We start from the raw sequence: 22,581 nt of genomic DNA, 5'->3' as shown, positions 1-22,581 counted from the left end.
CAAAACCTACAAGGGCTGGAACAATGTCGGCCACTTTCCATGGTGTTTTTCGAGGCGGCTTACGTGCAGATTCAGGGTCATTACGAACTCCAGTTCGAAGCGGTACGTGAAGCGTTTGCCGCGCTGTTCGATGACCCACAGGAGCGTGGCGCCGGGCTTTGCATTCAGATCGGCGGCGAAACCGTGGTCGATCTGTGGGCCGGCACCGCTGACAAGGACGGTGCCGAGGCCTGGCACAGCGACACCATCGTCAATCTTTTCTCCTGCACCAAGACATTTACTGCCGTCACGGCCCTGCAATTGGTGGCTGAGGGTAAGTTGCAGTTGGACGCTCCAGTTGCCAAGTACTGGCCGGAATTTGCCGCTGCCGGTAAGGAAAGCATCACGCTGCGCCAGTTGCTCTGCCATCAGGCGGGTTTGCCGGCGATCCGCGAGATGCTGCCCACCGAGGCCCTGTATGACTGGCAACTGATGGTCGACACCCTCGCGGCCGAAGCACCCTGGTGGACGCCGGGCCAAGGACATGGTTACGAGGCGATCACCTACGGCTGGCTGGTCGGCGAACTGCTGCGCCGCGCCGATGGGCGTGCGCCTGGTGAATCCATTGTGGCGCGCGTTGCACGGCCGTTGGACCTGGACTTTCATGTGGGCCTGGCGGATGAAGAGTTTTATCGTGTTGCCCATATAGCGCGCAGCAAAGGCAATATGGGCGATGAAGCTGCGCAACGTTTACTGCAAGTAATGATGCGTGAACCCACCGCCATGACCACACGGGCATTTGCCAATCCACCGTCTATTTTGACCAGTACTAATAAACCTGAATGGCGACGCATGCAGCAGCCCGCGGCTAATGGTCACGGTAATGCGCGTAGCCTGGCGGGTTTTTATAGTGGTTTGTTGGACGGTAGTTTGTTGGAAGCCGACATGCTCGAAGAGTTGACCCGTGAACACAGTATCGGGCCGGATAAAACATTATTGACACAAACTCGCTTTGGTTTGGGATGCATGTTGGATCAACCGCAGTTGCCTAATGCCACATTCGGCCTTGGCCCGCGTGCTTTTGGGCATCCTGGTGCAGGTGGATCGGTAGGTTTTGCCGACCCCGAACACGATGTAGCGTTTGGTTTCGTGACTAATACATTGGGGCCTTATGTACTTATGGACCCTCGTGCACAGAAGTTGGTCGGAATATTGGCCGGTTGTCTGTAAACCCCTTGCTGTTTCACATTTTTTTGTTACAAAGGCAACTATAAGAAGACGCTGAACGAAATGATGTAACTTTAATGTTCTGTAAGCGTCTGTTTAACGGGTCATCCAGACCCCCGTTTCTTTTCTCATTTTGTGGATATCTCATGTTATCGAACAAGTCCTTGGCACTGGCGCTTTGCCTCACCATTACCGGCTGCGCACAAACTCCACAGAATGATGCCGAGGGTGGGCATTGGTGGTCATTTGGATCTGATAAGGCCGCTACCAAGGACGTCGTGACCCAGACCGAGGCCAAGCCGGATGCCAAACCCGCAGCTGGCGCCAAGCCTGCCGCACCTGTAGCCGCTGCGCCTGCTCCGGCAGCCAAGGCTGACACCGGCTCCAGCTGGTGGCCGTTCTCCTCCAAAAGCACCGACGAAAAGGCTGCCGATGCCAAGGCCGCAGACCTGAAAGCCGACCTCAAGGCCGCCACTCCGGCCGCTGCCGCTGCACCAGCCGTCGCCAAGACCGACAGCGAAACTCACTGGTGGTGGCCGTTCGAAAGCAAACCCAAGCCATTGTCCAAGGTCGACGTGACCAACGTGCCGATGCCGGACCCGAAAATCACCCAGGCCTGGTTGGACGACTATGAGCCGCGCCTGCGCGCCGCCATCAAGGACAGCAACCTGCAACTGGAACGTCGCGACAACGTGCTCGTCGTGATTGCGCCGGTCGATGGCTCCTACAACCCAAAACGTCCAGCCATGCTGTTGCCGGTTACCCTTGGCCCGTTCACGCGTGTTGCCAAGGCTGTTGAAGCAGATCCCAAGACCGCCGTACTGGTCTTGGGTCACGTTGACGCCACCGGCACCGCCCCGGCGAGCCAGGCGCTGAGCAGGGAGCGCGCGCAGTCTATCGCTTCGATTTTCAGCCTCAGCGGTTTGAAGCAGGATCGCCTGATGCTGCGTGGCATGGGTGACCTGATGCCACGTGCCGCCAACGACAGCACCCAGGGCCGTGCGCTGAACCGTCGCATGGAAATTATGTTCACTCAGCGTACAACTATGTTGGCGCTGCTGAGCAAGTACAACTCGGGCAAGACGCCGCCTGTGGCTGAAATGGTTGCCGTGCAGAACGTACCTGCACCGGCTCCGGCAGCCAAAGCTGCGGCGAAAAAAGCTCCGGCCGCGAAGAAAGCTGCCGCCAAGCCAGCCGCTAAAAAGGCGCCGGCCAAGCCAGCTGCCAAGAAAACTGCCCCGGCCAAAGCCAAGGCTGCTGCACCGGCGAACGACCAGGCAAAAAACTGATCTGCTGAACCAGAAGGATAAAGCCGCATGACCCAGGCACTGGCCGATATGCGCCGTGACTACACACGGGACGGTTTGAGCGAGGCCCAGGCCCCGGGCGAGCCGTTTGCGTTGTTCCACCAGTGGTTTGCCGATGCGGTGAAAACCGAGCAGCCCCCGGTGGAAGCCAATGCCATGACCCTGGCTACGGTCGACCAGGAAGGTCGCCCGCACTGCCGCATCCTGCTGCTCAAGGGCTTGGATACGCAGGGCTTTACCTTCTTCACCAACTATCAGAGCGCGAAGGGTGAACAACTCGCGGCGCGGCCGTTTGCAGCCATGACGTTTTTCTGGCCGACCCTGGAGCGCCAGGTGCGCATCGAAGGGCGGGTGGTCAAGGTCACGCCTCAGGAGTCGGACGCTTATTACCAGGTCCGTCCTCTGGGCAGCCGTCTCGGCGCTTGGGCTTCCCCGCAAAGCCAGGTCATTCGTGACCGTGAAGAACTGCAAGACCTGCTCACGGCCACTGAGCAGCGCTTCAGCGATACCCAGCCCGACTGCCCCGAGCATTGGGGTGGCTATCGTCTGCTGCCGGAGCGTATTGAGTTCTGGCAAGGTCGCGCCAGCCGCCTGCATGACCGCTTGAATTACCGCCTGCAAGGGGGCGAGTGGACCCGCGAGCGCCTGGCACCCTGAGCGTCACCTTTCGTCACTTCATCTGAATGTTGTTCGCAGCACCGACGTCTCTATGGGAGAGACTTCGGTCGCATGCGGCTGCGCGGCTACAATGATGAAACCGTTGTGACATCTCTTGGTACACGAACTGAGCTACCGTTTGTCGAGTTTTCCGGTGTACGCAGTCTGTACTCAGGCTGAATGAAAGCAGTTTTCTGCGGTGCTTGCCGTGACAGGCGCCAAGCCGCAGCGTCTAATGAACACCTGTCCTTTGGAGTTGATGCTATGCGTAAGTCCGTTTTACTGGTTGCCTGCTTTACCACCCTGTCGCTGCTGCTGGGTGGCTGCGCCTCAAGTTTGACCGGCGATTCGTATTCCCGTGATGAAGCGCGTCGTGTACAGACCGTGCGCATGGGTACCATCGAATCCCTGCGTCCGGTGAAAATCGAAGGCACCAAGACCCCAATCGGCGGCGCTGCCGGCGCAGTCATCGGCGGCGTTGGCGGCAGCGCCATCGGCGGAGGCCGTGGCAGCATCGTCACTGCTGTGATCGGCGCAGTCGCTGGCGGCCTGCTGGGCTCGGCCACTGAAGAAGGCCTGACCCGCACTCAAGGCGTGGAAATCACCGTTCGCGAAGACGATGGCAGCATGCGCGCTTACGTCCAGGCTGTGCAGGAGAACGAAATCTTCCGCATTGGCGACCGCGTGCGCATCATGACGGTCGATGGTACCAGTCGCGTTACCCGTTAATCGGTAAGCAGCAGGTAAAGAAAAACCCCAACCGGGTGACCGGTTGGGGTTTTTTTGTAGGCGCTGTTTCTGGGGGATCAGGCTTTTTTACGACTCGCCATCGCCGTTACCAGATATCCAATACATGCTGCCAATATCGACCCGGTCAGAATCCCCATTCGATCCTCGCCGGCAAATTCGCTGGCGCCCGGCACGAATGCCAGGGAGCCGACGAACAGGCTCATGGTGAAGCCGATACCGCACAGGATCGCCACGCCGAAGACTTGGCCCCAGTTGGCGCCGTTAGGCAGTGTGGCGAGACCCGTCTTGATGGCCAGCCAAGTGAGGCCGAACACACCGATGGTCTTGCCGATCAGCAGGCCGGCGGCGATGCCCATGGGCACGTGGTGGGTGAAGCTCTCCAGGCTGACGCCGGTGAGGGAAACGCCAGCGTTAGCGAAGGCGAACAGCGGCAGGATGCCGTACGCCACCCACGGGTGCAGAGCGTGTTCGAGGGTCAGCAGCGGCGAGGGCTCGGCGTTCTTAGTGCGCATCGGGATGCAGAACGCCAGCGTCACGCCGGCCAGTGTGGCGTGCACGCCACTCTTGAGCACGCATACCCACAGGATCAGGCCGACGATCAGATAGGCCCAGAGCTTGATCACTCCGAGGCGGTTCATCGCGATCAAAGCCACCAGACAGGCGCCCGCGCCAGCCAAGGCTGCACCGGACAAATCGGCGGAATAAAACACTGCGATCACGATGATCGCGCCCAGGTCATCGATGATCGCCAGGGTCATCAGGAACAGTTTCAAGGACGTCGGGACGCGCTTGCCCAGCAGCGCCAACACGCCCAGGGCGAAGGCAATGTCGGTGGCCATGGGGATTGCCCAACCGGAGAGGGCGGCGGGGTAGTCCTTGTTGATCGCCCAGTAGATCAGCGCCGGCACCACCATACCGCCGATGGCGGCCGCACCGGGCAGGACCACTTGCGACGGTTTGGACAGATGGCCGTCAAGCAACTCGCGCTTGACCTCCAGGCCGATCAACAGGAAGAACAGAGCCATCAGGCCATCGTTGATCCACAACAAGGCTGGCTTGTCGATTTTCAACGCGCCAATCTGCGCCACCACCGGCACGTCGAGAAACGCGCCGTACAGGTGGGACAACGGTGAGTTATTGATGATCAATGCCAGGGCCGCAGCGGCGATCAACAACAGACCGCTGGCGGCTTCCAGCTGGAAGAAACGAGTGAAAGTGCTACGCAGAGCCAAGGGGTGCTCTCCAATCAGGATTCAATAGGCGGGTACCCTAACCCGTACCGTTAGTTGTTAAAACAAAAGTTATATTCTTATTTGTTATAAGCAATGGGCAGGTTCAGCGTTGCGTCAGGGGCTTGAAATTGTGTGTCCAATTGAGACGTTACTGTATCTGTGTCGAGTGTAGGAAAGATCCTAATATTGACCTGGAAATTCTTAGAGAAACCGACCATGAGTGACCATCGCCCCTGGGCTCGCGAAGCCATTCGTATCATCGAAGCAGACTTCCAGCGCAGCGCTGACACCCACCTGATCCCCTTGCCGCTGCCAGGTTTGCCGGGTATCGAGTTGTACTTCAAGGACGAGTCGAGCCATCCCACCGGCAGCCTCAAACACCGGCTGGCCCGCTCGCTGTTTCTGTATGCGCTATGCAATGGTTGGCTCAAGCCCGGAGCACCAGTGATTGAAGCCTCCAGCGGCTCCACGGCGATCTCCGAAGCCTACTTTGCTCGGCTGCTCGGCCTGCCGTTTATCGCGGTGATGCCGGCCACCACTTCCCAGGAAAAAATCGCGCAGATTGCCTTCTATGGCGGTAAGAGCCATCTGGTAAAAGATCCCACACAGATCTATGCAGAATCCGAGCGCTTGGCGCGGGAAAGTGGCGGTCACTTCATGGACCAGTTCACCTACGCCGAGCGCGCTACCGACTGGCGCGCGAACAACAACATCGCCGAGTCGATCTTCCAACAGATGCGTTTCGAGCAGCATCCCGAGCCGAGCTGGCTGATTTCCAGCCCCGGCACCGGCGGCACCACGGCGACATTGGGTCGCTACGTGCGGTATCGCCAGCACGCCACCCGCGTGCTATGCGCCGATGCTGAGCGATCGGTGTTTTTTGACTATTACCAGACGGGTGACGCCAGCCTGCGCCTGGACTGCGGTTCGCGTATCGAAGGCATTGGCCGGCCACGGGTCGAGGCGTCGTTTTTGCCGAAGGTGATCGACGCAATGGTCAAGGTCCCGGATGCGCTGTCACTGGCAGCCATGCATTACCTGGCAGAGCGATTGGGGCGGAGAGTGGGCGGTTCCAGCGGGACCAACTTGGTTGGCGCGTTGGTGGCAGCGCAGCAGATGAAGGCTGCGGGGGAGTCGGGTTCTATCGTGGCGATCTTGTGCGATGGTGGCGAGCGATACGCCACAACCTATTACAACCCGGTGTGGTTGGCGGGGCAGGGGTACGAGTTGCAAGGGCTAATCGCGGCCGTTGCGGCCAGTGTGGAGCGGGGCGAGCCGCTACCGGATTGCATCCTGCGCGCTAACATCTGAAATCACGCAAAAACCGTGTGGGAGGGAGCTTGCTCCCAATGAAGGTGGACCAGTCACATGTGTCCTGACTGATCCACTGCTATCGGGAGCAAGCCCCCTCCCACTTGTGAACACGGATGTGCTCAGGCCTCGATGCCCAACATATCCCGCGCCAACGCCTCGGCAATTCGAATCCCATCAACACCCGCCGACAAAATCCCACCGGCATAACCCGCGCCTTCACCGGCCGGAAACAGCCCTTTCACGTTCAGGCTCTGCATCGATTCGTCACGGGTTATCCGCAGCGGCGACGAAGTGCGCGTTTCGATACCGGTCAGTACCGCATCGTGCAGCGAGTAGCCTTTGATTTGCTTCTCGAACGCCGGCAGCGCTTCGCGGATGGCTTCGATGGCGAAGTCCGGCAGCGCCAACGCCAGGTCGCCCAGAGCCACGCCAGGCTTGTAGGACGGTTCCACACTGCCGAGGGCAGTGGACGGCTTGCCGGCGATGAAATCACCCACCAGTTGTGCCGGGGCTTCGTAGTTGCTGCCACCGAGAATGTAGGCGTGGGACTCCAGGCGTTCCTGCAACTCGATACCCGCCAGCGGGCCACCGGGGTAGTCCACTTCCGGAGTGATGCCGACCACGATGCCGGAGTTGGCATTGCGCTCGTTACGTGAGTACTGGCTCATGCCGTTGGTCACAACGCGGTTCGGCTCGGAGGTGGCCGCCACCACGGTGCCGCCAGGGCACATGCAGAAGCTGTAGACCGAGCGACCATTCTTCGCGTGGTGCACCAGTTTGTAGTCGGCGGCGCCCAGCTTCGGGTGCCCGGCGTATTTACCCAGGCGCGCGGCATCGATCAGCGATTGAGGGTGTTCAATGCGGAAGCCCACCGAAAACGGCTTGGCCTCCATGTATACGCCACGACCGTGAAGCATGCGGAAGGTATCTCGGGCGCTGTGGCCCAGTGCCAGGATCACGTGCCTGGACAGGATCTGCTCGCCGCCATCCACCACCACGCCGTTCAGTTGGCCGTCTTCAATCAGCACGTCAGTCACGCGTTGCTCGAAACGCACCTCACCGCCCAGGGCGATGATCTGCTCGCGCATGTGTTCCACCACGCCGGTCAGGCGGAAGGTACCGATGTGCGGCTTACTGACGTAGAGGATTTCTTCCGGCGCGCCGGCTTTGACGAACTCGTGGAGTACTTTACGGCCGTGGAATTTGGGGTCTTTGATCTGGCTGTAAAGCTTGCCGTCGGAGAAGGTGCCGGCGCCGCCTTCACCAAACTGCACGTTGGACTCGGGGTTCAGTACGCTTTTGCGCCACAGGCCCCAGGTGTCTTTGGTGCGCTGGCGCACTTCCTTGCCGCGTTCGAGGATGATCGGCTTGAAACCCATCTGCGCCAGCAGCAGCCCGGCGAAGATCCCGCACGGGCCAAAACCGACTACGATCGGCCGTTCAGCCAGGCCTTCGGGCGCTTGGCCGACTACTTTGTAGCTGACATCCGGCGCCGGGTTGACGTTGCGGTCATCGGCAAACTTGAGCAGCAGGGCGGCTTCACCCTTCACATCCAAGTCGATGGTGTAGATGAAGCACAGCTCCGACGATTTTTTACGGGCGTCGTAGCTGCGTTTGAAGAGGGTGAAATCGAGCAGGTCATCACTGGCGATGCCAAGGCGCGCCAGGATGGCAGGCCGCAGGTCTTCTTCGGGATGGTCGATGGGCAGCTTGAGTTCGGTGATTCGTAACATGACGGGATCCGGTGTGCGGCATTCGGTAAGGCCGGCGGTTTTGCAAACCGGCGATTATAAGCCCCAACGGTGGTGTCCCGTCATGCTAAAAAGCGCAGGACACTATCAATCGTCCCGCGAACCACCGAAAGCCGCGCAGCCACGCTGGACTTGACCGTTGATCCGCAATTCGGCGGTCATGTGTTGCAGGCTGCCGCTGACGCTGTCCACACAACGTTGCGGAGCCACCCACAGCTCGATGTGCTGGTTGTTGGCTTCGGTCATCAGGTTAAAGCGGCCGTCGCCGATCTGCTCTTCTACATAAGGTACGGCCAAAGGCGGCTGGCCTTCACGTTCCAGCACCATGCCCTTGGCGGTGACGTTCATCGCCCAGGCCGGCTTGTGGCCGTTGGCGCGCAGGATCATGCGTTTGAAATCGGGGTCGTCGCAGGCCGAGGTCGACCGTTCGACACGGTAGAGCTGTTGCAACTCCACTTCGCCCTGAGTGCCGGTGGCGACGCCCGAAAACTTACCGCGCAGGTCGGCAAACAGCGCACCTTGCTGGCCGGCCAGGGAGGCGGCTTCCTGCAGGATGCTGGTGCCGCCGGTGTCCTTGACCACGTAGTTACGTTGGTCGTGGCACGCTTGGAACAACAGTTTGTCGCCTACGGCTGTGAGTTGGCCCTGCATGCGGGTCAGCCCAACCGTAGACGGCTTGGCCGGCTCGCTCTCGAAGACCTGACACGCGGTTAGAAAGGGAAGCAAAGCACACAAAGCAAAGGTACGGGCGGCACGCATTATCGGGGTCTCCAGGCAAGTGCCGCCACGTTACGCAGGCTGGCGGTGCATCACAACCCCGCTGTCCCGCTTCAGGTAATTCTTACAACCCTTACATTCAGCCAACCATAAATGTCTGGCCGGTCTGTAGGCCTTCCACGCTTTTAGCGTAGGCCAAGGCCACGTCAGCGCCCGGAGCAGGCTTATAGCCGCGGAAGTAAGGTGCGTAGCTGCCCATGGCCTCTTCCAGCACTGTGGGGCTCACGGAGTTGATGCGCAGGCCTCGTGGCAATTCGATCGCTGCCGCTTTGACAAACGCATCGAGTGCGCCATTGACCAGCGCCGCAGAAGCGCCAGTCCGAATCGGATCACGGTTGAGAATGCCACTGGTGAAGGTGAACGAGGCGCCGTCGTTAGCATACTCGCGGCCGATCAGCAGCAGGTTTACCTGGCCCATCAGCTTGTCACGCAGGCCAAGTTCAAAGTCGTTTTCGCTCATATCACCCAGCGCCACGAAATTCACGCTACCGGCCGCGCAGATGAGGGCGTCGAATTTACCGGTTTGCTCAAACAACCTGCGGATTGACGCGCTGTCGCTGATATCCACTTGGAAGTCGCCGCTGGTGCGGCCAATGCTGATCACCTCATGACGCTGAGCCAGTTCGGCCTTGACTGCCGAGCCGACGGTGCCACTCGCGCCAATCAATAGGATTTTCATGGTGCTGTTCCTCCAGTGATAAGTGAGGGCTCAGTCTAGGGTGGCTTTTTCGCTGGATAAACGTGGTAATAGGCAACCTTTGGTTTTCAAATGGAAACAATCCATGAGCGAGATGGATGACCTGGCGGCCTTTGCCGTACTGATCGAAGCCGGCAGTTTTACGGTGGCCGCCGAGCAACTGGGCTGCAGTAAGGGCCAGTTATCCAAGCGTATCTCCCAGCTGGAAGCGCAGTTTTGTGTTGTGTTGTTGCACCGCACCACCCGCAAGCTCAGCCTGACCGCTGCCGGCGCGGCGTTGTTGCCACAGGCCCAGGCATTGGTGGTGCAGGTGGAACGTGCGCGTCAGGCACTGGCGAGGCTCAAGGACGATCTGGCCGGGCCGGTGCGTATGACGGTTCCCGTTTCATTAGGCGAAACTTTCTTCGATGGCTTGTTGCTGGAATTTTCCAAGCAGTACCCTCAGGTGCAGATCGAGATTGAACTCAACAACAGCTATCGAGACCTCGCGCGTGATGGATTCGACTTGGGGGTGCGTTCGGGTGCGATTGAAAACGAGCGCCTGGTGGCCAAGCCTCTGCTGGCCTGGCATGAGATGACTTGCGCCAGCCCCGCCTATCTGGAGCAGCACGGCGAACCGCTGACCCCGGCGGATCTTGCGGCGCACACCTGCTTGCTCAACAGCCACTACAGCGGCCGCGAGGAATGGCTGTATCACCAGCAGCACGAGTTGTTGCGGGTCAGGGTAAGCGGCACCTTTGCCTCCAACCATTACAACTTGCTGAAGAAGGCAGCGCTGGTAGGCGCTGGTATTGCCCGGTTGCCGTCCTACGTGCTGCCGACGGAACTGGCCGACGGTCGATTGCGCTGGTTGCTGCGTGACTATCAGACTCGAAGCCTGCCGATGTACCTGGTTCACCCTTATCAAGGTGGCCTGCCCAGGCGCACCCAGGTTCTGGCCGACTACCTGGTGGAGTGGTTCAAGCGCAGCGGCGAGGCGTTGGATCGTCTTTAACGGTAGCGGCGGGCGATCAAGTGGTCGATGGACAAGCAACCAGGGCCCTTGGCAACCAATAGCAACAGCAGCGCAAGCCAAGTGCCGTGGGTGGGGTAGGCGTCCGGGTACACGAACAATTGAATGACCAACGTCATGCCAATCAAGGCCAGGGCTGAGAAGCGCGTGGCGAACCCCACCAATATCAGCACCGGGAAAAAGTGCTCTGCAAACGCCGCCATGTGCGCGGCCACTTCCGGCGATATCAACGGCACGTGGTACTCACTGCGAAACAGCGGCAGTGTCGAGGCGGCGAGTGTGGGTTCACCGAGTTGGAACGTGCCGCTGACCAGATCGATGGCGAAGCCTTCTACTTTGGTTTGCCCAGATTTCCAGAACACTGCCGCGATTGAAAAGCGCGCAATAAACGCGATCAGGCTGTAGGGGATTTTCTCGAAAAGAACGATGGTCTGTTTGATCCGGCACGAAGGGCTAGTGTTCATGGCGATACCTTTTGTTCTGGGAGCAAGTGAGTGATGGCGTCGTGGTTGATCAGCAGTGACAGACACTGGTGCAGGTCGAACTCGGCGCAGGCTTTAAGCGCATCCGCCACGGCCATTTCCAATGCGGCGCCGTGGTTCAGGCTATTGATAAAAGCGACAGCGCCGCCGTCGACGGCGAAGACCTTGACGATCAACCCCTGGCGCAGCACCAATGCACTTTGGGCTTTGTAAGGATCAAGAGTGGCCAAGGCGCCCTCGGTCTGGTGCGCCGCCCATACCGCAACCACGGCGTAGGCTGAGGTCAAAGCGGCAAGGGATGGGTGCAGCCGTAGGCGCAATGCGCCCAGCTCCGTTTGGGCCTGCAGCTGTTGCAGGGCGGCTTGCTGACTCACCGCCGGCGTATCTGCCGCGTGATAGGCACGAACCCGCAAGCGTTCCAAGCGGGCCACGTCGGCCAGATAAGGCACACTGGAGGCCGGATCGAAACCCTGGATGAAGTCGGCGAATGTGCTGCCGTAGTCACTGATCAGTGGGCTGGTAGGCGGGTGCGCCTGGACGTAAACGCCGACCATGGCGCGGAAAAACTCATCGCCTACCAATTGCACTGTCACGGGATAGGCCGATGCCAGTGCATTGATCAATGAGCTGTGAACATTGTTGCGATATACCGCAAAGCGACTGGCCGGGTCGGCACCGTTACTGCTGAACAGGCCGTCCGGGCAGGGCAGGTCGGGTGCCAGCAAGGCGCTGGTGAAGGCGTCGTGAAGGCTCATGGGCGGACCTGCGATAAATAGTGCTCGGCCTGTTGGGCTTCAGCGTGCAAAACGTTAAAGGCCGGCACGTGGTTGTCACGTTCAATGAGCGTGGCGACCGGGCCAGTTCGTGTGAGCACCTGTTTGTACAGTTGCCATACGGCGTTGTTGATGGGGGCACCATGGTCGTCGATCAGCAGGCGATCACCCAGGTTGTCGGTGTCCTCGCCAAAGCCGGCCAGGTGAATCTCGCCCACCGCGTGCAACGGCAGGGCGTCGATGTAAGTGAGCGGGTCGCGCTGGTGGTTGATACACGACACGTAGGCATTGTTCACATCCAGCAGCAAGCCACAGCCAGTGCGGCGGATGGTCTCGCTGATGAAGTCGGTCTCGTCCAGGGTAGAGCGCTGGAACTGCAAATAGGTCGATGGATTCTCTAGCAGCATGGGCCGCTTGAGCGTGCTCTGCACCTGGTCGACGTGTTCGCATACCCGGTTCAGCGTGTCTGCGTCGTAGGCCAGGGGCAGTAAGTCATTGAGAAACACCGGGCCGTGGCTGGACCAGGCCAAGTGTTCGGAAAAGGAGTGGGGTTGGTAGCGTTCGATCAGCGTTGCCAGGCGCGCCAGGTGCTCACGGTTGAGCGGGCCTTCGCCGCCGATGGACAGGCCCACGCCGTGCAGCGACAGCGAGTACTGTTGGCGAATCAACCCTAGGTAGTGATGAAACGGGCCGCCGGCCACCATGTAGTTTTCGGCGTGTATTTCAAAAAAACCGACATCGGGAAGGGTCTGGAGCACTTCGGTGAAGTGCTCGCTCTTCAGCCCCAGCCCGGCCCGACAGGGGAGGCCGGGCGCCTGAGCGTGTGAGACCGTGTGCTGGCGTGAAAGCGTCATGATCCGTACTCAGGCTGTGCAGGGTTTCACGACTTGGCGGTGAAGGCAGCTTCCTGGCCGAAACCGGTCGGCGAGGTGGAGCTGGGGGTTTGGGTGCAGGTGCCGGCGGGGACCAGTTTCCAGGCGTTGGCCTGATCCTTGGTTTTCGAGCTGCCGGCACAGGAGGTGCCTGCGCCTGCGGCGCAATCGTTCTTACCGGCTTCAGCGACGCCGAAGCATTTTTGCATGTCGTCGGCGGCGTGGACGGTGCTGGTCAGAGCGGAGAGGCTCAAGGCAGAACTCAGGGCGAGGACGAGGGACGCGGCGGACAGTTTGGTCGTCATGGTGTTTCTCCAGCAGTGGTTGAGTGGGCAGGCTTGATTGCCTGCATGCACCACTAGAGAAGGGAGGATTGAGTTCGTTACAAAGGCAGTTGAAAAACTTTCAAACGGTGCAAAACAAATGTGGGAGGGAGCTTGCTTCCGATGGCGGACTATCAGTCACATGCTCTGTGCCTGATATGCCGCCATCGGGAGCAAGCTCCCTCCCACATTTAGATCCGGTTTATTCAGCAACCGTCTCTTAGCCGCCCAAGTACGCCTCGCGCACCTTCGGATCCGTCAGCAACTGCTCGCCAGTGCCCTGCATCACCACACGACCGTTTTCCAGTACATAGGCGCGGTCGGCGATTTTCAGCGCCTGGTTGGCGTTCTGTTCCACCAGAAACACGGTCACACCGTCTTTGCGCAGCTGTTCGATGATGTCGAAAATCTGCTGGATGATGATCGGTGCCAGGCCCAGGGACGGTTCGTCCAGGAGCAACAGCTTGGGCTTGCTCATCAGCGCCCGGCCGATGGCGAGCATTTGCTGCTCGCCGCCGGACATGGTGCCGCCGCGCTGACTGAAGCGCTCCTTGAGCCGGGGGAACAGGTGCAGCACCTTGTCCATTTGCTCCTGGTAGTCGCCCTTGTCGGTGAAGAACCCGCCCATGGCCAGGTTTTCTTCGACGGTCAGTCGCGAGAACACTCGGCGGCCTTCCGGCACCACCGCAATGCTCTTGCGCATGATCTGCGAAGACTGCTGGCCCACCAGTTCTTCACCCATGTAGCGGATGCTGCCGCTGTGGGCCTGTGGCGAACCGCACAAGGTCATCAACAAGGTGGACTTGCCGGCGCCGTTGGCGCCGATCAGGGTCACGATTTCACCCTGGCGTACTTCCACATTGACGCTGTGCAGGGCCTGGATCTTGCCGTAGAAAGTGGAAACGTTTTCAAATTGCAGCATTTTACGCTTCCCCCAAATAGGCTTTGATCACTTCAGGATTGTCGCGGATCTGCTCCGGCGTCCCGTCGGCCAGGGGCGTGCCCTGGTTGATCACCACGATGTGGTCGGAAATGCTCATGACCAGTTTCATGTCGTGTTCGATCAACAGCACCGTGGCGTTGTTTTCTTCACGCAGCACACCGATCAGCGCCTTGAGATCTTCAGTTTCCTTTGGGTTCAGGCCGGCGGCTGGTTCGTCGAGCATGAGGATCCGCGGGCGGGTCATCATGCAGCGGGCGATTTCCAGGCGACGTTGCTGACCGTAGGCCAGGGTGCCGGCGGGACGGTTGGCAAACTCGGTGAGGTTGACCTTGTCCAGCCAGTACTCCGCGTATTCCATGGCCTCGCGCTCGCTTTTGCGAAACGCCGGGGTCTTGAACAGGCCTGCAAAGAAGTTGGTGTTCAGGTGACGGTGTTGGGCGATCAACAGGTTTTCGACCGCCGTCATGTCTTTGAACAACCGCACGTTCTGGAAGGTACGCACCACGCCCTTGCGGGCGATCTCGTGACCGGCCAAACCCTGGATCGGCTGGCCGTCCAGCAGGATGCTGCCACCGCTTGGCTTGTAGAAGCCGGTGAGGCAGTTGAACACCGTGGTCTTGCCGGCGCCGTTGGGGCCGATCAATGCAACCACCTGTTTCTCTTTCACGGTCAGGGCCACGCCGTTGACCGCCAGCAAACCGCCAAAGCGCATGCTCAGATTTTCGACTTTCAGGATCTCGCGGCTCATTTGCGCAGCTCCATGTGTGGACGTTGCATGGGCAGCAGACCTTGAGGACGCCAGATCATCATCAGCACCATCATGGCGCCGAACATCAACATGCGGTATTCGCTGAATTCACGCATCATTTCCGGCAGCAGGATCATCACGATCGCGGCGAGGATCACGCCCAGTTGCGAGCCCATGCCGCCCAATACCACGATGGCGAGGATGATCGCCGACTCGATAAAGGTGAACGACTCCGGTGTCACCAGGCCTTGGCGCGCGGCGAAGAAGCTGCCGGCAAAACCGGCGAACGCAGCACCCAGGGTGAAGGCGGAGAGCTTGATGATGGTCGGGTTCAGACCCAGGGCGCGGCAGGCGATTTCATCTTCGCGCAACGCTTCCCAAGCACGGCCGATTGGCATGCGCAGCAGGCGGTTGATCACGAACAATGCCGCCAGCGCCAGCAACAGCGCCACCAGGTACAGGAACACCACTTTGCTTACCGGGTTGTAGGCAATCCCGAAGTACTCGTGGAAGGTCTGCATGCCTTCGGCAGCGGTGCGGTCGAACGACAGCCCGAAGAACGTTGGCTTGGGGATGCTGCTAATGCCGTTGGGGCCGCCGGTGATGTCCGTGAGGTTACGCAGGAACAGACGAATGATCTCGCCGAAACCCAGGGTCACGATGGCCAGGTAGTCACCGCGCAGTCGCAGTACCGGGAAGCCCAGCAGAAAGCCGAACGTGGCCGCCGCCATGCCGGCCAGCGGCAGGCAGATCCAGAAGCTCCAGCCCAGATAGTGCGAGAGCAGCGCGTAGGTGTAGGCACCCACGGCGTAGAAACCCACATAACCCAGGTCGAGCAGGCCGGCGAGGCCCACCACGATGTTCAGGCCCAGGCCCAGCAACACGTAGATCAGGATCAGGGTGGCGATGTCTACGGCACCGCGCGAGCCAAAGAACGGCCAGATCAGCGCGGCCACGATCAGGCCGATGATGATGTAGCGCTGGGTGCGCGGCAGGGTCAGGAATTGGCTGACCTTAGGCGATACCAACGGACCACGGTTGCTCTTGAACAGAGCGCCGACCTGCTGGGTGAACAGCACACGCAGGAACATCAGCACCGAACACAGGGCGATGATGGTCAGGGTCACGGGACCGGTGCCATGCACTTCCAGGTTGATGCCGACAATGCTCAGCTTGAGGCCGAGTACCGGGAAGGCCACGGCCCACACCAGCAAGGCGCTGAAAAACGCCGATTTAAGATATCTGCTCATACTTTCTCAACCTCCGGACGGCCCAGGATGCCGGTCGGACGGAACAACAGCACCAGAACCAACAGGCCGAACGCCACGACGTCCTTGTACTGGTCGCCGAAGATATCGGCACCAAACGCCTCGGCCACACCCAGCACCAGCCCGCCGAGCATCGCGCCCGGGATACTGCCGATACCGCCCAATACCGCTGCGGTAAAAGCCTTGAGGCCTACCAGGAAACCGGCGTTGGGGTTGATTACGCCGTACTGCATGCTCAGCAGTACCGCCGCGACGGCTGCCAGCGCAGCACCGATCACGAAGGTCAGGGCGATGATGTTGTTGGTGTTGATGCCCAACAGGTTGGCCATCTTGATGTCTTCGGCACAGGCCCGGCAGGCGCGCCCCAGACGGGAGCGGGAGATGAACAGGGTCAGGCCCAGCATGGCCACCAGGGTGACGACGAAGACCAGGATCTGCATGTAGGAAATCAGCACTTCTTCCGCACCACCTGGGCCGAAGGAGAAGCTCCCCGGAATCAGGTTCGGGATGGATTTATCCTTGGAGTCCTGAGACAGCAATACGGTGTTCTGCAGGAAAATCGACATGCCGATGGCGGAAATCAGCGGGATCAAACGGTTGCTGCCACGCAAGGGACGGTAGGCAACGCGCTCGATACTGTAGCCATAGGCACTGGTTACGACGATCGACGCAAGGAACGCGGCGGTCATCAACAGCGGCAGGGAGTGGATACCCATCATGGCCAGCCCGGCAAGGGCGATGAAGGCCACGTAGGAACCAATCATGTACACCTCGCCATGGGCGAAGTTGATCATTCCAATGATGCCGTAAACCATTGTGTAGCCAATGGCTATCAAGGCATAGGTGCTGCCAATGGTCAGGCCATTAACCAGCTGTTGGAAAAAATGATAGATCTCAGGCATTACAGCGCTCCTAAAAACCCGATACGCATTTCACTGGTGGAGTCATGTTCCGGCCCTGTGCTGTGTTCTGTGAGCACATTTGCACAAAGCGTTTGCCAGCGAACCGCTGGTGACGGTTTTAAGATTTTCAGGTGAGCCAGCGCCCGGATCGCGGGTGACAGGCCCATAAACCTCGTAAAACAAAGCCCACTGCTCTCACAGTGGGCTTGTTGGACCAGTAACGGCTGGCTTACTGAGGGGAAACTTCGGTTTTTGGTTTGCCGAAGTGCCATTCGTAGACCACGAACTTGAAGTCCTTCAGGTCGCCCTTGGCGTCGAAGCTCAGCTCGCCGGTAGGGGTCTTGAAGGTGCCCGCGTGGATGGCGGCAGCCACTTTGGCGGTGTCTTCGCTCTTGGCAGCGGTAATACCGCCGGCAATGACTTCAATGGCCGAGTAGGCCGGGAACACGAACGGACCGGTTGGGTCCTGCTTGTTCTTGGTGAACTCTTCAACGATGGCTTTGTTGGCCGGGTCGGTGTCGAAGGATTTCGGCAGGGTCACCAGCAGGCCTTCGGAAGCACCTTGGGCGATTTGCGAGATGGAGTCGTTGCCGACGCCTTCAGGGCCCATGAACTTGGCGTTCAGGCCTTTTTCCTTGGCTTGGCGCAGGATCAGGCCCAGCTCAGGGTGGTAGCCGCCGTAGTAGACGAAGTCGACGTTGGCTTGTTTGAGTTTCTGGATGATCGAGGAGAAGTCTTTGTCGCCAGCGTTCAGGCCTTCGAAGACGGCAACTTTGGTGCCTTTTTCTTCCAGGGTCTTTTTGACGGCGGTGGCGATGCCTTCGCCGTATTGCTGTTTGTCGTGCAGGACGGCAACGATTTTAGGCTTCACGTGGTCGGCGATGTAGTTGCCGGCCGCTGGGCCTTGGGCGCTGTCGAGGCCGATGGTACGGAAGATCAGCTTGTAACCACGGGCGGTGATTTCCGGGCTGGTGGCCGCCGGGGTAATCATGATCACGCCTTCGTCTTCATAGATGTCGGACGCTGGCTGAGTGGAGCTGGAGCAGAGGTGACCGACCACGAACTTAACGCCGTCGTTAACCACTTTGTTGGCGACAGCCACGGCTTGTTTAGGGTCGCAAGCGTCGTCGTATTCCTTGGCTTCAAGCATTTTGCCGTCGACGCCGCCTTTGGCGTTGATATCGGCGATAGCTTGCTTGGCACCCATGAATTGCATGTCGCCGTATTGCGTTACAGGACCAGTCTTTGGACCGGCGATGCCGATCTTGATGGTGTCAGCTGCGAACGAATGGCCGGCAACCCCAGCCAGGACCATAGCGGCAAACAGTTTGGAAATCTGCTTAGTAGCCTTATTCATAGTGCTCCACTCTTACTGTTGTATTTTTTATAGTTCTAGCGGCCTTGTGAGCTGCAGAACCGGATCAGATATCTCGGATATCCCCCGGCAGTGCCCTGGCAACTGTACCGGTACAGTGTAGAGCGCCGGTTCATCGCTTGAAAAGCTGGCTGCTGGGGGCAAAACCTTGGCGTGTCGCTTAAATGAAAGAAAAAGACAGAATTGCGGCGGGGTGATGCCAGAGTTTCGGGCAATCCTTGGCTTTCCTGACACTTTCTATCGATGACTCATTTGCAACTGGGTTTTTCTACCTCGGTCGCGACGTTATGATTGCGCCGATTTTTTCCCAAGGTGAACTCCCATGACGCAAGAACCTAGCACCCTCTATGCCAAGCTGCTCGGTGAAACCGCCGAAATTTCCTGGAAAGAGCTTGAACCGTTCTTTGCCAAGGGTGCCCTATTGTGGGTCGACACCGGCTTGGATTTGATCGAAGCCGCCGAGGGAATGGCCGAGGACAACCGTGACAAAGTCGCTGCCTGGCTGGCCTCGGGTAGCCTGGGCGAAGTGTCTGCGACGCGGGCATTGGACCTGGTGGAGCGTGACCCGAGTTTGTGGGCGGTGGTGGTTTCGCCGTGGATATTGATCCAGGAAAGGGCAGCGCAATAGAGGTGAGCACTAAAACGGTGCGTGTTTTTCCGTGGCAAAAGTGTGTAGCGGAGTAACCGCAGATACGGTGATGGCATCTTGCCGTGGAGAAAGGTCACAGCTCAGGGTGACGTGCGCGTCATGGGAACAGTTATCTTGCGAGCGAATAGGCGGGAGAATTGTTTCTCAGTGTGAATAAAGCGTAGCGGCTGTCAGATCATGACATGGGAAAGGGTGAATTCCGGTAAAGTTCGCCGCTTGTCACCCGGAGCTCGTCATGCCGTCAGCGCTGCCCCCTTTAGCCAAGTCCTCGCACCAGCTGCTTTACCTTATTTACGGTAATCAGGACGTTTATCGGCGCGAAGCCAAGTTCAGTATCCTCACTGCCTTGTCCCAGCTCAAAGCGGGCGAGTCGTTGTGCATCCGTGTCATGACCGATCGCCCCCAGGATTACTTCGGCTGGCCGGTTGAGACCATCACCTTGGACGAGCAGACCCTGACCCAATGGCAGGGTGAAAACGGCTATGCCCACCGCCGCAAGGCGTGCGCGATTGCCCACGGGCTTGCGCTTGCGGACAAGACCCTGTTCGTTGACACCGACACCCTGTTTCTCAAATCCCCCCATCGCGTGCTTGAGCTGATCGAGCCGGGCCAGTACGTGATGGATGGCTTCGAATACGACTGGAGCTACGTGTGCAAGCGTCCTGACTACCTCAAGTTGGGCGAGCACCTACAGGCCCATGGCATCTCTGCCGATAACAGCTTCAAGCTCTACAACAGTGGCCTGTGCGGTGTCCGCGCCAGTGATGCGCCGCTGCTCGAAGCGTCCATCTGCCTGATCGACGAGTGGACCCAGCACTCGTTCGATATCCACACCATCGAGCAAATCGCGATTTCCTTTGCGATGCGCGAACAGAAGGTGCGCGAGGCGTGCAAGTTCGTGCATCACTACTATGCCGACAAGCGCTTCTTCCATGCCATGCAGGCACACTTCTTCGCCCAGCACGGTGAGGTATTCGGCCCTGAGCTGGTAGCGCGTTGCCTTGATGTGCCGCGGGTCAAGCCGGTGCCCTCGCCCTGGCAGCGATTGCGCATCAAATGGAAGCTGCGCAATCAGTGCAAGCGTGTCAAAAAGGTCGGCCGCGATCTGCTCTATGGCAGTTCGGCGCCCGAGCATCCGTACTACGACGTGTGCCGACATGGCTGGTGGGAATCGGCTTCCCGGGAGATTCGCGGCTGGGATGAGGCGGAGCAGCAGCGGTTTTTCGGCGCGAAAGACGCCGGCTGGCCGAAGCATATTCCCCGGCCTGCCAAGCGCGCTGACGAACAAACCATCCTCGCGTTCCTGCGCCAGCGCATGACGCAATGACGTTGCGACGGCGCCACGCGGCGCCGTCGCACAGTATCAGGCCGTTTTGCCGGTATGGTTATTCAACGAAATAACCTTGGTCTTACCGATGCGGTGACGATAGATCTCACGCAGGTACTTGATCGCTTTCTTCACGCAGTCCCGTGACAGGCGAATGTCATTGATCGATACGAACTTGTCTTTGTCGTTGATCAGCTCCCGGTACTTCTTCTCATACATCGGTTTGATCGCGTACCAGTTGGTGTCGAGGATCTTGGCCGGGTTTTCAAACTCGTTGAGCAGCTCGTCGATACGGTCTTCGTCGAAGTCCTCGTGGATGATGAAATCCAGGATCGAGTTGTCCAGCGTGTCATCGAAGCGGTACGGATTGCGCGCGAAGCAACGCTTGATAAACGCCACGATCAGCGTCAGGAAGTCATCCGACAGGCAGGGGCTCTTGGCAATCAGGGTGGTCAGCGACAGGTTGGCCGACGCGCCGATGACCAAGGCGTAGCGCTTGAGCGTGGTATTGGGGAACAGGCTGTTGAGGTGAGTCTTGAGCCGGTTCAGGTCCATGTAGGACAGTTTGTAGTCCTTGGGCAGCGAGACGATGGACACCACCGACGAGCAGTTCTTGAAGAAGTGCAGGTCGTGCAGCGCCGCTGCGTCATAGCCGGAATTCTTGTACTGCTCCAGGGACGCTTTGTAGCGCTTGGACTCGATTGGCAACAGGCTGATGCCTTCGATGGCCTGGGTGACCTTATTGAAGTGCGGCAGGTCGATGGAGCGGAAGAACAGATCGTCGATATTCAGGCGCTGGGGCTCCTTCTCGAAGACTTTGAACTTGTCATTCGAAGGAACCGGTGTTTCCGGAACCACGGACTCGGCGTAGGCAATCGCCACCGGGCCGGCCAGGCTCATGAATAGGTCGTTGGCGTCCAGGCGGATGGTTTCGCCGATGTCGATACCGGCGCGACGGAAGTAGTTCTGGTCGTAGTCGGTGGTCACGGCCTGGGCGGTGAGGATGTTGAAGATCTGCTGGGAGATGTACTGGTTGGCGTGTTTTTCCATGGCATTGACGTCAATGTTCTGGATGTTGCCGTCATCGCTTTCTTCGGCATAGCGCATGATGTCGTTGGAGATCAGCATCATCGCGTTCCATGGGCGGATACGCCCCTTCACGCTGGCTTCGCTGCTGTCTTCGTTGTCAAAGTTGTACGAGAAGTCCCACTCTTCCGAAAGGTATTTGCACAGCAGCCGGCCGGCGTTGATGTGCAGCGCCTCGGACATTTCACTGCGGTGATCGGAAATGTTCGGCAGCACACAAATACCGCTGGTGAAGATCGGCTCGAAGACGAAAGCATGGCCGCTTTTGCTGTCGTGCTCGTCGGCGGGCTTGGTGTCGAAGGTCTTGTTCATGTACGAGTGCTGCTGGGCCAGGCCGAATTCCGAGGCCATGCCTGAGCCGGTACCGCCACCGGCGCTGAAGATCGAGAAGTACAGGCGCGACTGATTGGCCTTGATGCCGCAGGAATCGATCAGGTACGAATGGATCATCTTCCAGTCGGGGCTGGAAAAGCGCTGGGTGTCTTTGTTGAGGATGATCTTCGCCAGGTATTGGCCGAGGATCGGCGCGTTACCGGCGCCACCGGCATGGACTTCGGAGAGGTCCATGATTTTCATCTTGCTGTAGTCGCGCAGGAAGCCGCTTTTTTCGCCCTTGCGTGAGAAGCGAATACGCCCGGCGATGTCCTTGTCCAGGTCGCCGAGCATCACCAACGGTTCCACCAGGAACACCGGCTTGCTGGCCTTGCCGCCGCCCAGGCGCAGGTTATTGCGGATCCACTGGGCCGGACTGTAACCCTTGTCCAACGACTTATCTTCGTTGCTGAACTCGTTCAGGTAGAACTTGCGCGCGTTGTACACCAACTCCGCCACGTCCAGCGCAATGTTCGAACCGCAGCGGCCCAGGCCGATCAGGCATACCGACGGAAACTCTTGCTCGCTGCGCTGCTCGCCGTCCACTTCCAGATGAGGCGGGCGTGGAAACACCATGTCGCGTAGGCCATCGAGGTTATCGAGGATACGGTCGGTATTGGTTTCGGTGAAGTACAGGTATTGCTGGGTGGACAGCGGGCGGGCAGTGGTCAATGACGTTGAACCTGAGGGCTTCTGCGCAGGCGCTGCGAGCAACACGTCGGATACCACGGTGGCAGAGTTATTTTTAGAAGTCATTG

The 22,581-nt window shown here is 59.2% G+C and carries 22 protein-coding genes; 8 read left to right on the top strand and 14 right to left on the bottom strand.

The features are described 5' to 3' along the window. The first annotated feature begins 63 nt into the window (after positions 1 to 63). The 4 genes from AB4N82_RS03325 to AB4N82_RS03310 all read left to right on the top strand — a co-directional run bounded on the left by AB4N82_RS03325 (position 64) and on the right by AB4N82_RS03310 (position 3,899). Complete coding sequence (locus tag AB4N82_RS03325; RefSeq protein WP_122764979.1) at positions 64 to 1,209, top strand: serine hydrolase domain-containing protein; 1,146 nt, start codon at positions 64 to 66, stop codon at positions 1,207 to 1,209. A 143-nt stretch (positions 1,210 to 1,352) separates the two neighbouring features. Then, positions 1,353 to 2,495 carry an OmpA family protein gene (locus AB4N82_RS03320; RefSeq protein ID WP_095184024.1) on the top strand — a complete coding sequence of 381 codons (1,143 nt, stop codon included), beginning with the start codon at positions 1,353 to 1,355 and terminating at the stop codon, positions 2,493 to 2,495. Between the two features lie 27 nt (positions 2,496 to 2,522). Continuing rightward, entirely contained in the window at positions 2,523 to 3,170 is a 648-nt protein-coding gene (gene pdxH, locus AB4N82_RS03315; RefSeq protein ID WP_032891594.1) for a pyridoxamine 5'-phosphate oxidase, read from the top strand. 264 nt (positions 3,171 to 3,434) lie between these two features. After that, on the top strand, positions 3,435 to 3,899 hold the full coding sequence (locus AB4N82_RS03310; protein ID WP_003189251.1) for an outer membrane lipoprotein: 465 nt from the start codon (positions 3,435 to 3,437) through the stop codon (positions 3,897 to 3,899). A 77-nt stretch (positions 3,900 to 3,976) separates the two neighbouring features. Here the strand turns inward: AB4N82_RS03310 and nhaA are convergent, their stop codons facing one another. After that, a complete protein-coding gene (gene nhaA, locus AB4N82_RS03305) occupies positions 3,977 to 5,152 on the bottom strand; it encodes a Na+/H+ antiporter NhaA (RefSeq protein ID WP_095184026.1) in 1,176 nt (391 codons plus the stop codon). A gap of 216 nt (positions 5,153 to 5,368) precedes the next feature. On the opposite strand from nhaA, the gene AB4N82_RS03300 reads away from it, so the two are divergent. Then, entirely contained in the window at positions 5,369 to 6,463 is a 1,095-nt protein-coding gene (locus AB4N82_RS03300) for a PLP-dependent cysteine synthase family protein (RefSeq protein ID WP_099601287.1), read from the top strand. A 122-nt stretch (positions 6,464 to 6,585) separates the two neighbouring features. On the opposite strand, the gene AB4N82_RS03295 is transcribed toward AB4N82_RS03300, so the two are convergent. The 3 genes from AB4N82_RS03295 to AB4N82_RS03285 form a co-directional block, all read right to left on the bottom strand. Further along, entirely contained in the window at positions 6,586 to 8,199 is a 1,614-nt protein-coding gene (locus AB4N82_RS03295; protein WP_099601288.1) for an NAD(P)/FAD-dependent oxidoreductase, read from the bottom strand. A 105-nt stretch (positions 8,200 to 8,304) separates the two neighbouring features. Next, a complete protein-coding gene (locus AB4N82_RS03290) occupies positions 8,305 to 8,976 on the bottom strand; it encodes a COG3650 family protein (protein WP_032891587.1) in 672 nt (223 codons plus the stop codon). A 97-nt stretch (positions 8,977 to 9,073) separates the two neighbouring features. After that, the gene (locus AB4N82_RS03285) at positions 9,074 to 9,673 is read right to left on the bottom strand and encodes a short chain dehydrogenase (protein ID WP_032891585.1); all 600 of its coding nucleotides are present in this window, start codon (positions 9,671 to 9,673) and stop codon (positions 9,074 to 9,076) included. Between the two features lie 103 nt (positions 9,674 to 9,776). Here AB4N82_RS03285 and AB4N82_RS03280 point away from each other — a divergent pair, with 103 nt between their 5' ends. Continuing rightward, positions 9,777 to 10,685, top strand: coding sequence for a LysR family transcriptional regulator (locus AB4N82_RS03280; RefSeq protein WP_095184028.1), 909 nt, complete (start codon positions 9,777 to 9,779; stop codon positions 10,683 to 10,685). Here AB4N82_RS03280 and AB4N82_RS03275 read toward each other — a convergent pair. From AB4N82_RS03275 to AB4N82_RS03235, 9 genes are all read right to left on the bottom strand, one after another. Continuing rightward, positions 10,682 to 11,167 (bottom strand): DoxX family protein, encoded by a 486-nt coding sequence (locus AB4N82_RS03275; RefSeq protein WP_122764883.1) that lies wholly within the window; start codon positions 11,165 to 11,167, stop codon positions 10,682 to 10,684. The genes AB4N82_RS03280 and AB4N82_RS03275 overlap by 4 nt on opposite strands. Beyond that, positions 11,164 to 11,940 carry an HvfC/BufC family peptide modification chaperone gene (locus AB4N82_RS03270; RefSeq protein WP_122764884.1) on the bottom strand — a complete coding sequence of 259 codons (777 nt, stop codon included), beginning with the start codon at positions 11,938 to 11,940 and terminating at the stop codon, positions 11,164 to 11,166. The genes AB4N82_RS03275 and AB4N82_RS03270 overlap by 4 nt, the downstream gene beginning before the upstream one ends. Next, the gene (gene bufB / locus AB4N82_RS03265; protein ID WP_122764885.1) at positions 11,937 to 12,812 is read right to left on the bottom strand and encodes an MNIO family bufferin maturase; all 876 of its coding nucleotides are present in this window, start codon (positions 12,810 to 12,812) and stop codon (positions 11,937 to 11,939) included. The genes AB4N82_RS03270 and bufB overlap by 4 nt, the downstream gene beginning before the upstream one ends. Before the next feature lie 26 nt (positions 12,813 to 12,838). After that, positions 12,839 to 13,135 carry a BufA1 family periplasmic bufferin-type metallophore gene (gene bufA1 / locus AB4N82_RS03260; protein WP_032891579.1) on the bottom strand — a complete coding sequence of 99 codons (297 nt, stop codon included), beginning with the start codon at positions 13,133 to 13,135 and terminating at the stop codon, positions 12,839 to 12,841. A 238-nt stretch (positions 13,136 to 13,373) separates the two neighbouring features. Continuing rightward, positions 13,374 to 14,075 (bottom strand): ABC transporter ATP-binding protein, encoded by a 702-nt coding sequence (locus AB4N82_RS03255; RefSeq protein WP_010212366.1) that lies wholly within the window; start codon positions 14,073 to 14,075, stop codon positions 13,374 to 13,376. Between the two features lies 1 nt (position 14,076). Further along, complete coding sequence (livG, locus tag AB4N82_RS03250) at positions 14,077 to 14,844, bottom strand: high-affinity branched-chain amino acid ABC transporter ATP-binding protein LivG (RefSeq protein WP_012722652.1); 768 nt, start codon at positions 14,842 to 14,844, stop codon at positions 14,077 to 14,079. Further along, positions 14,841 to 16,094, bottom strand: coding sequence for a high-affinity branched-chain amino acid ABC transporter permease LivM (locus AB4N82_RS03245; protein WP_095184031.1), 1,254 nt, complete (start codon positions 16,092 to 16,094; stop codon positions 14,841 to 14,843). Before AB4N82_RS03245 ends, livG begins: the two co-directional genes overlap by 4 nt. Continuing rightward, a complete protein-coding gene (livH, locus tag AB4N82_RS03240) occupies positions 16,091 to 17,014 on the bottom strand; it encodes a high-affinity branched-chain amino acid ABC transporter permease LivH (protein ID WP_003172375.1) in 924 nt (307 codons plus the stop codon). Before livH ends, AB4N82_RS03245 begins: the two co-directional genes overlap by 4 nt. Before the next feature lie 229 nt (positions 17,015 to 17,243). Then, positions 17,244 to 18,371, bottom strand: a complete 1,128-nt coding sequence (locus AB4N82_RS03235) for a branched-chain amino acid ABC transporter substrate-binding protein (protein WP_032891577.1) — start codon at positions 18,369 to 18,371, stop codon at positions 17,244 to 17,246. Positions 18,372 to 18,711: 340 nt separating this feature from the next. Between AB4N82_RS03235 and AB4N82_RS03230 the strand changes: the two genes are divergently transcribed. Both AB4N82_RS03230 and AB4N82_RS03225 read left to right on the top strand, forming a co-directional pair. Further along, on the top strand, positions 18,712 to 19,017 hold the full coding sequence (locus AB4N82_RS03230; RefSeq protein ID WP_099601291.1) for a DUF2288 domain-containing protein: 306 nt from the start codon (positions 18,712 to 18,714) through the stop codon (positions 19,015 to 19,017). Between the two features lie 256 nt (positions 19,018 to 19,273). Next, positions 19,274 to 20,365: a hypothetical protein gene (locus AB4N82_RS03225; RefSeq protein ID WP_122764887.1), complete on the top strand. Its 1,092-nt coding sequence runs from the start codon at positions 19,274 to 19,276 to the stop codon at positions 20,363 to 20,365. A 36-nt stretch (positions 20,366 to 20,401) separates the two neighbouring features. Here the strand turns inward: AB4N82_RS03225 and AB4N82_RS03220 are convergent, their stop codons facing one another. Continuing rightward, positions 20,402 to 22,579: a hypothetical protein gene (locus AB4N82_RS03220; RefSeq protein ID WP_032891571.1), complete on the bottom strand. Its 2,178-nt coding sequence runs from the start codon at positions 22,577 to 22,579 to the stop codon at positions 20,402 to 20,404. Positions 22,580 to 22,581 lie beyond the last annotated feature (2 nt).

The sequence above is a fragment of the Pseudomonas sp. H1_D04 genome, assembly GCF_054683855.1.
This window is presented reverse-complemented; position numbering and strand designations above follow the sequence as displayed.

Coding starts and splice junctions, on each gene's coding strand:
- AB4N82_RS03320 (WP_095184024.1), top strand. CDS start 1,353: ATGTTATCGAACAAGTCCTTGGCACTGGCGCTTTGCCTCACCATTACC.
- pdxH (WP_032891594.1), top strand. CDS start 2,523: ATGACCCAGGCACTGGCCGATATGCGCCGTGACTACACACGGGACGGT.
- AB4N82_RS03310 (WP_003189251.1), top strand. CDS start 3,435: ATGCGTAAGTCCGTTTTACTGGTTGCCTGCTTTACCACCCTGTCGCTG.
- AB4N82_RS03300 (WP_099601287.1), top strand. CDS start 5,369: ATGAGTGACCATCGCCCCTGGGCTCGCGAAGCCATTCGTATCATCGAA.
- AB4N82_RS03295 (WP_099601288.1), bottom strand. CDS start 8,199: ATGTTACGAATCACCGAACTCAAGCTGCCCATCGACCATCCCGAAGAA.
- AB4N82_RS03290 (WP_032891587.1), bottom strand. CDS start 8,976: ATGCGTGCCGCCCGTACCTTTGCTTTGTGTGCTTTGCTTCCCTTTCTA.
- AB4N82_RS03285 (WP_032891585.1), bottom strand. CDS start 9,673: ATGAAAATCCTATTGATTGGCGCGAGTGGCACCGTCGGCTCGGCAGTC.
- AB4N82_RS03280 (WP_095184028.1), top strand. CDS start 9,777: ATGAGCGAGATGGATGACCTGGCGGCCTTTGCCGTACTGATCGAAGCC.
- AB4N82_RS03275 (WP_122764883.1), bottom strand. CDS start 11,167: ATGAACACTAGCCCTTCGTGCCGGATCAAACAGACCATCGTTCTTTTC.
- AB4N82_RS03270 (WP_122764884.1), bottom strand. CDS start 11,940: ATGAGCCTTCACGACGCCTTCACCAGCGCCTTGCTGGCACCCGACCTG.
- bufB (WP_122764885.1), bottom strand. CDS start 12,812: ATGACGCTTTCACGCCAGCACACGGTCTCACACGCTCAGGCGCCCGGC.
- bufA1 (WP_032891579.1), bottom strand. CDS start 13,135: ATGACGACCAAACTGTCCGCCGCGTCCCTCGTCCTCGCCCTGAGTTCT.
- AB4N82_RS03255 (WP_010212366.1), bottom strand. CDS start 14,075: ATGCTGCAATTTGAAAACGTTTCCACTTTCTACGGCAAGATCCAGGCC.
- livG (WP_012722652.1), bottom strand. CDS start 14,844: ATGAGCCGCGAGATCCTGAAAGTCGAAAATCTGAGCATGCGCTTTGGC.
- AB4N82_RS03245 (WP_095184031.1), bottom strand. CDS start 16,094: ATGAGCAGATATCTTAAATCGGCGTTTTTCAGCGCCTTGCTGGTGTGG.
- livH (WP_003172375.1), bottom strand. CDS start 17,014: ATGCCTGAGATCTATCATTTTTTCCAACAGCTGGTTAATGGCCTGACC.
- AB4N82_RS03235 (WP_032891577.1), bottom strand. CDS start 18,371: ATGAATAAGGCTACTAAGCAGATTTCCAAACTGTTTGCCGCTATGGTC.
- AB4N82_RS03230 (WP_099601291.1), top strand. CDS start 18,712: ATGACGCAAGAACCTAGCACCCTCTATGCCAAGCTGCTCGGTGAAACC.
- AB4N82_RS03225 (WP_122764887.1), top strand. CDS start 19,274: ATGCCGTCAGCGCTGCCCCCTTTAGCCAAGTCCTCGCACCAGCTGCTT.
- AB4N82_RS03220 (WP_032891571.1), bottom strand. CDS start 22,579: ATGACTTCTAAAAATAACTCTGCCACCGTGGTATCCGACGTGTTGCTC.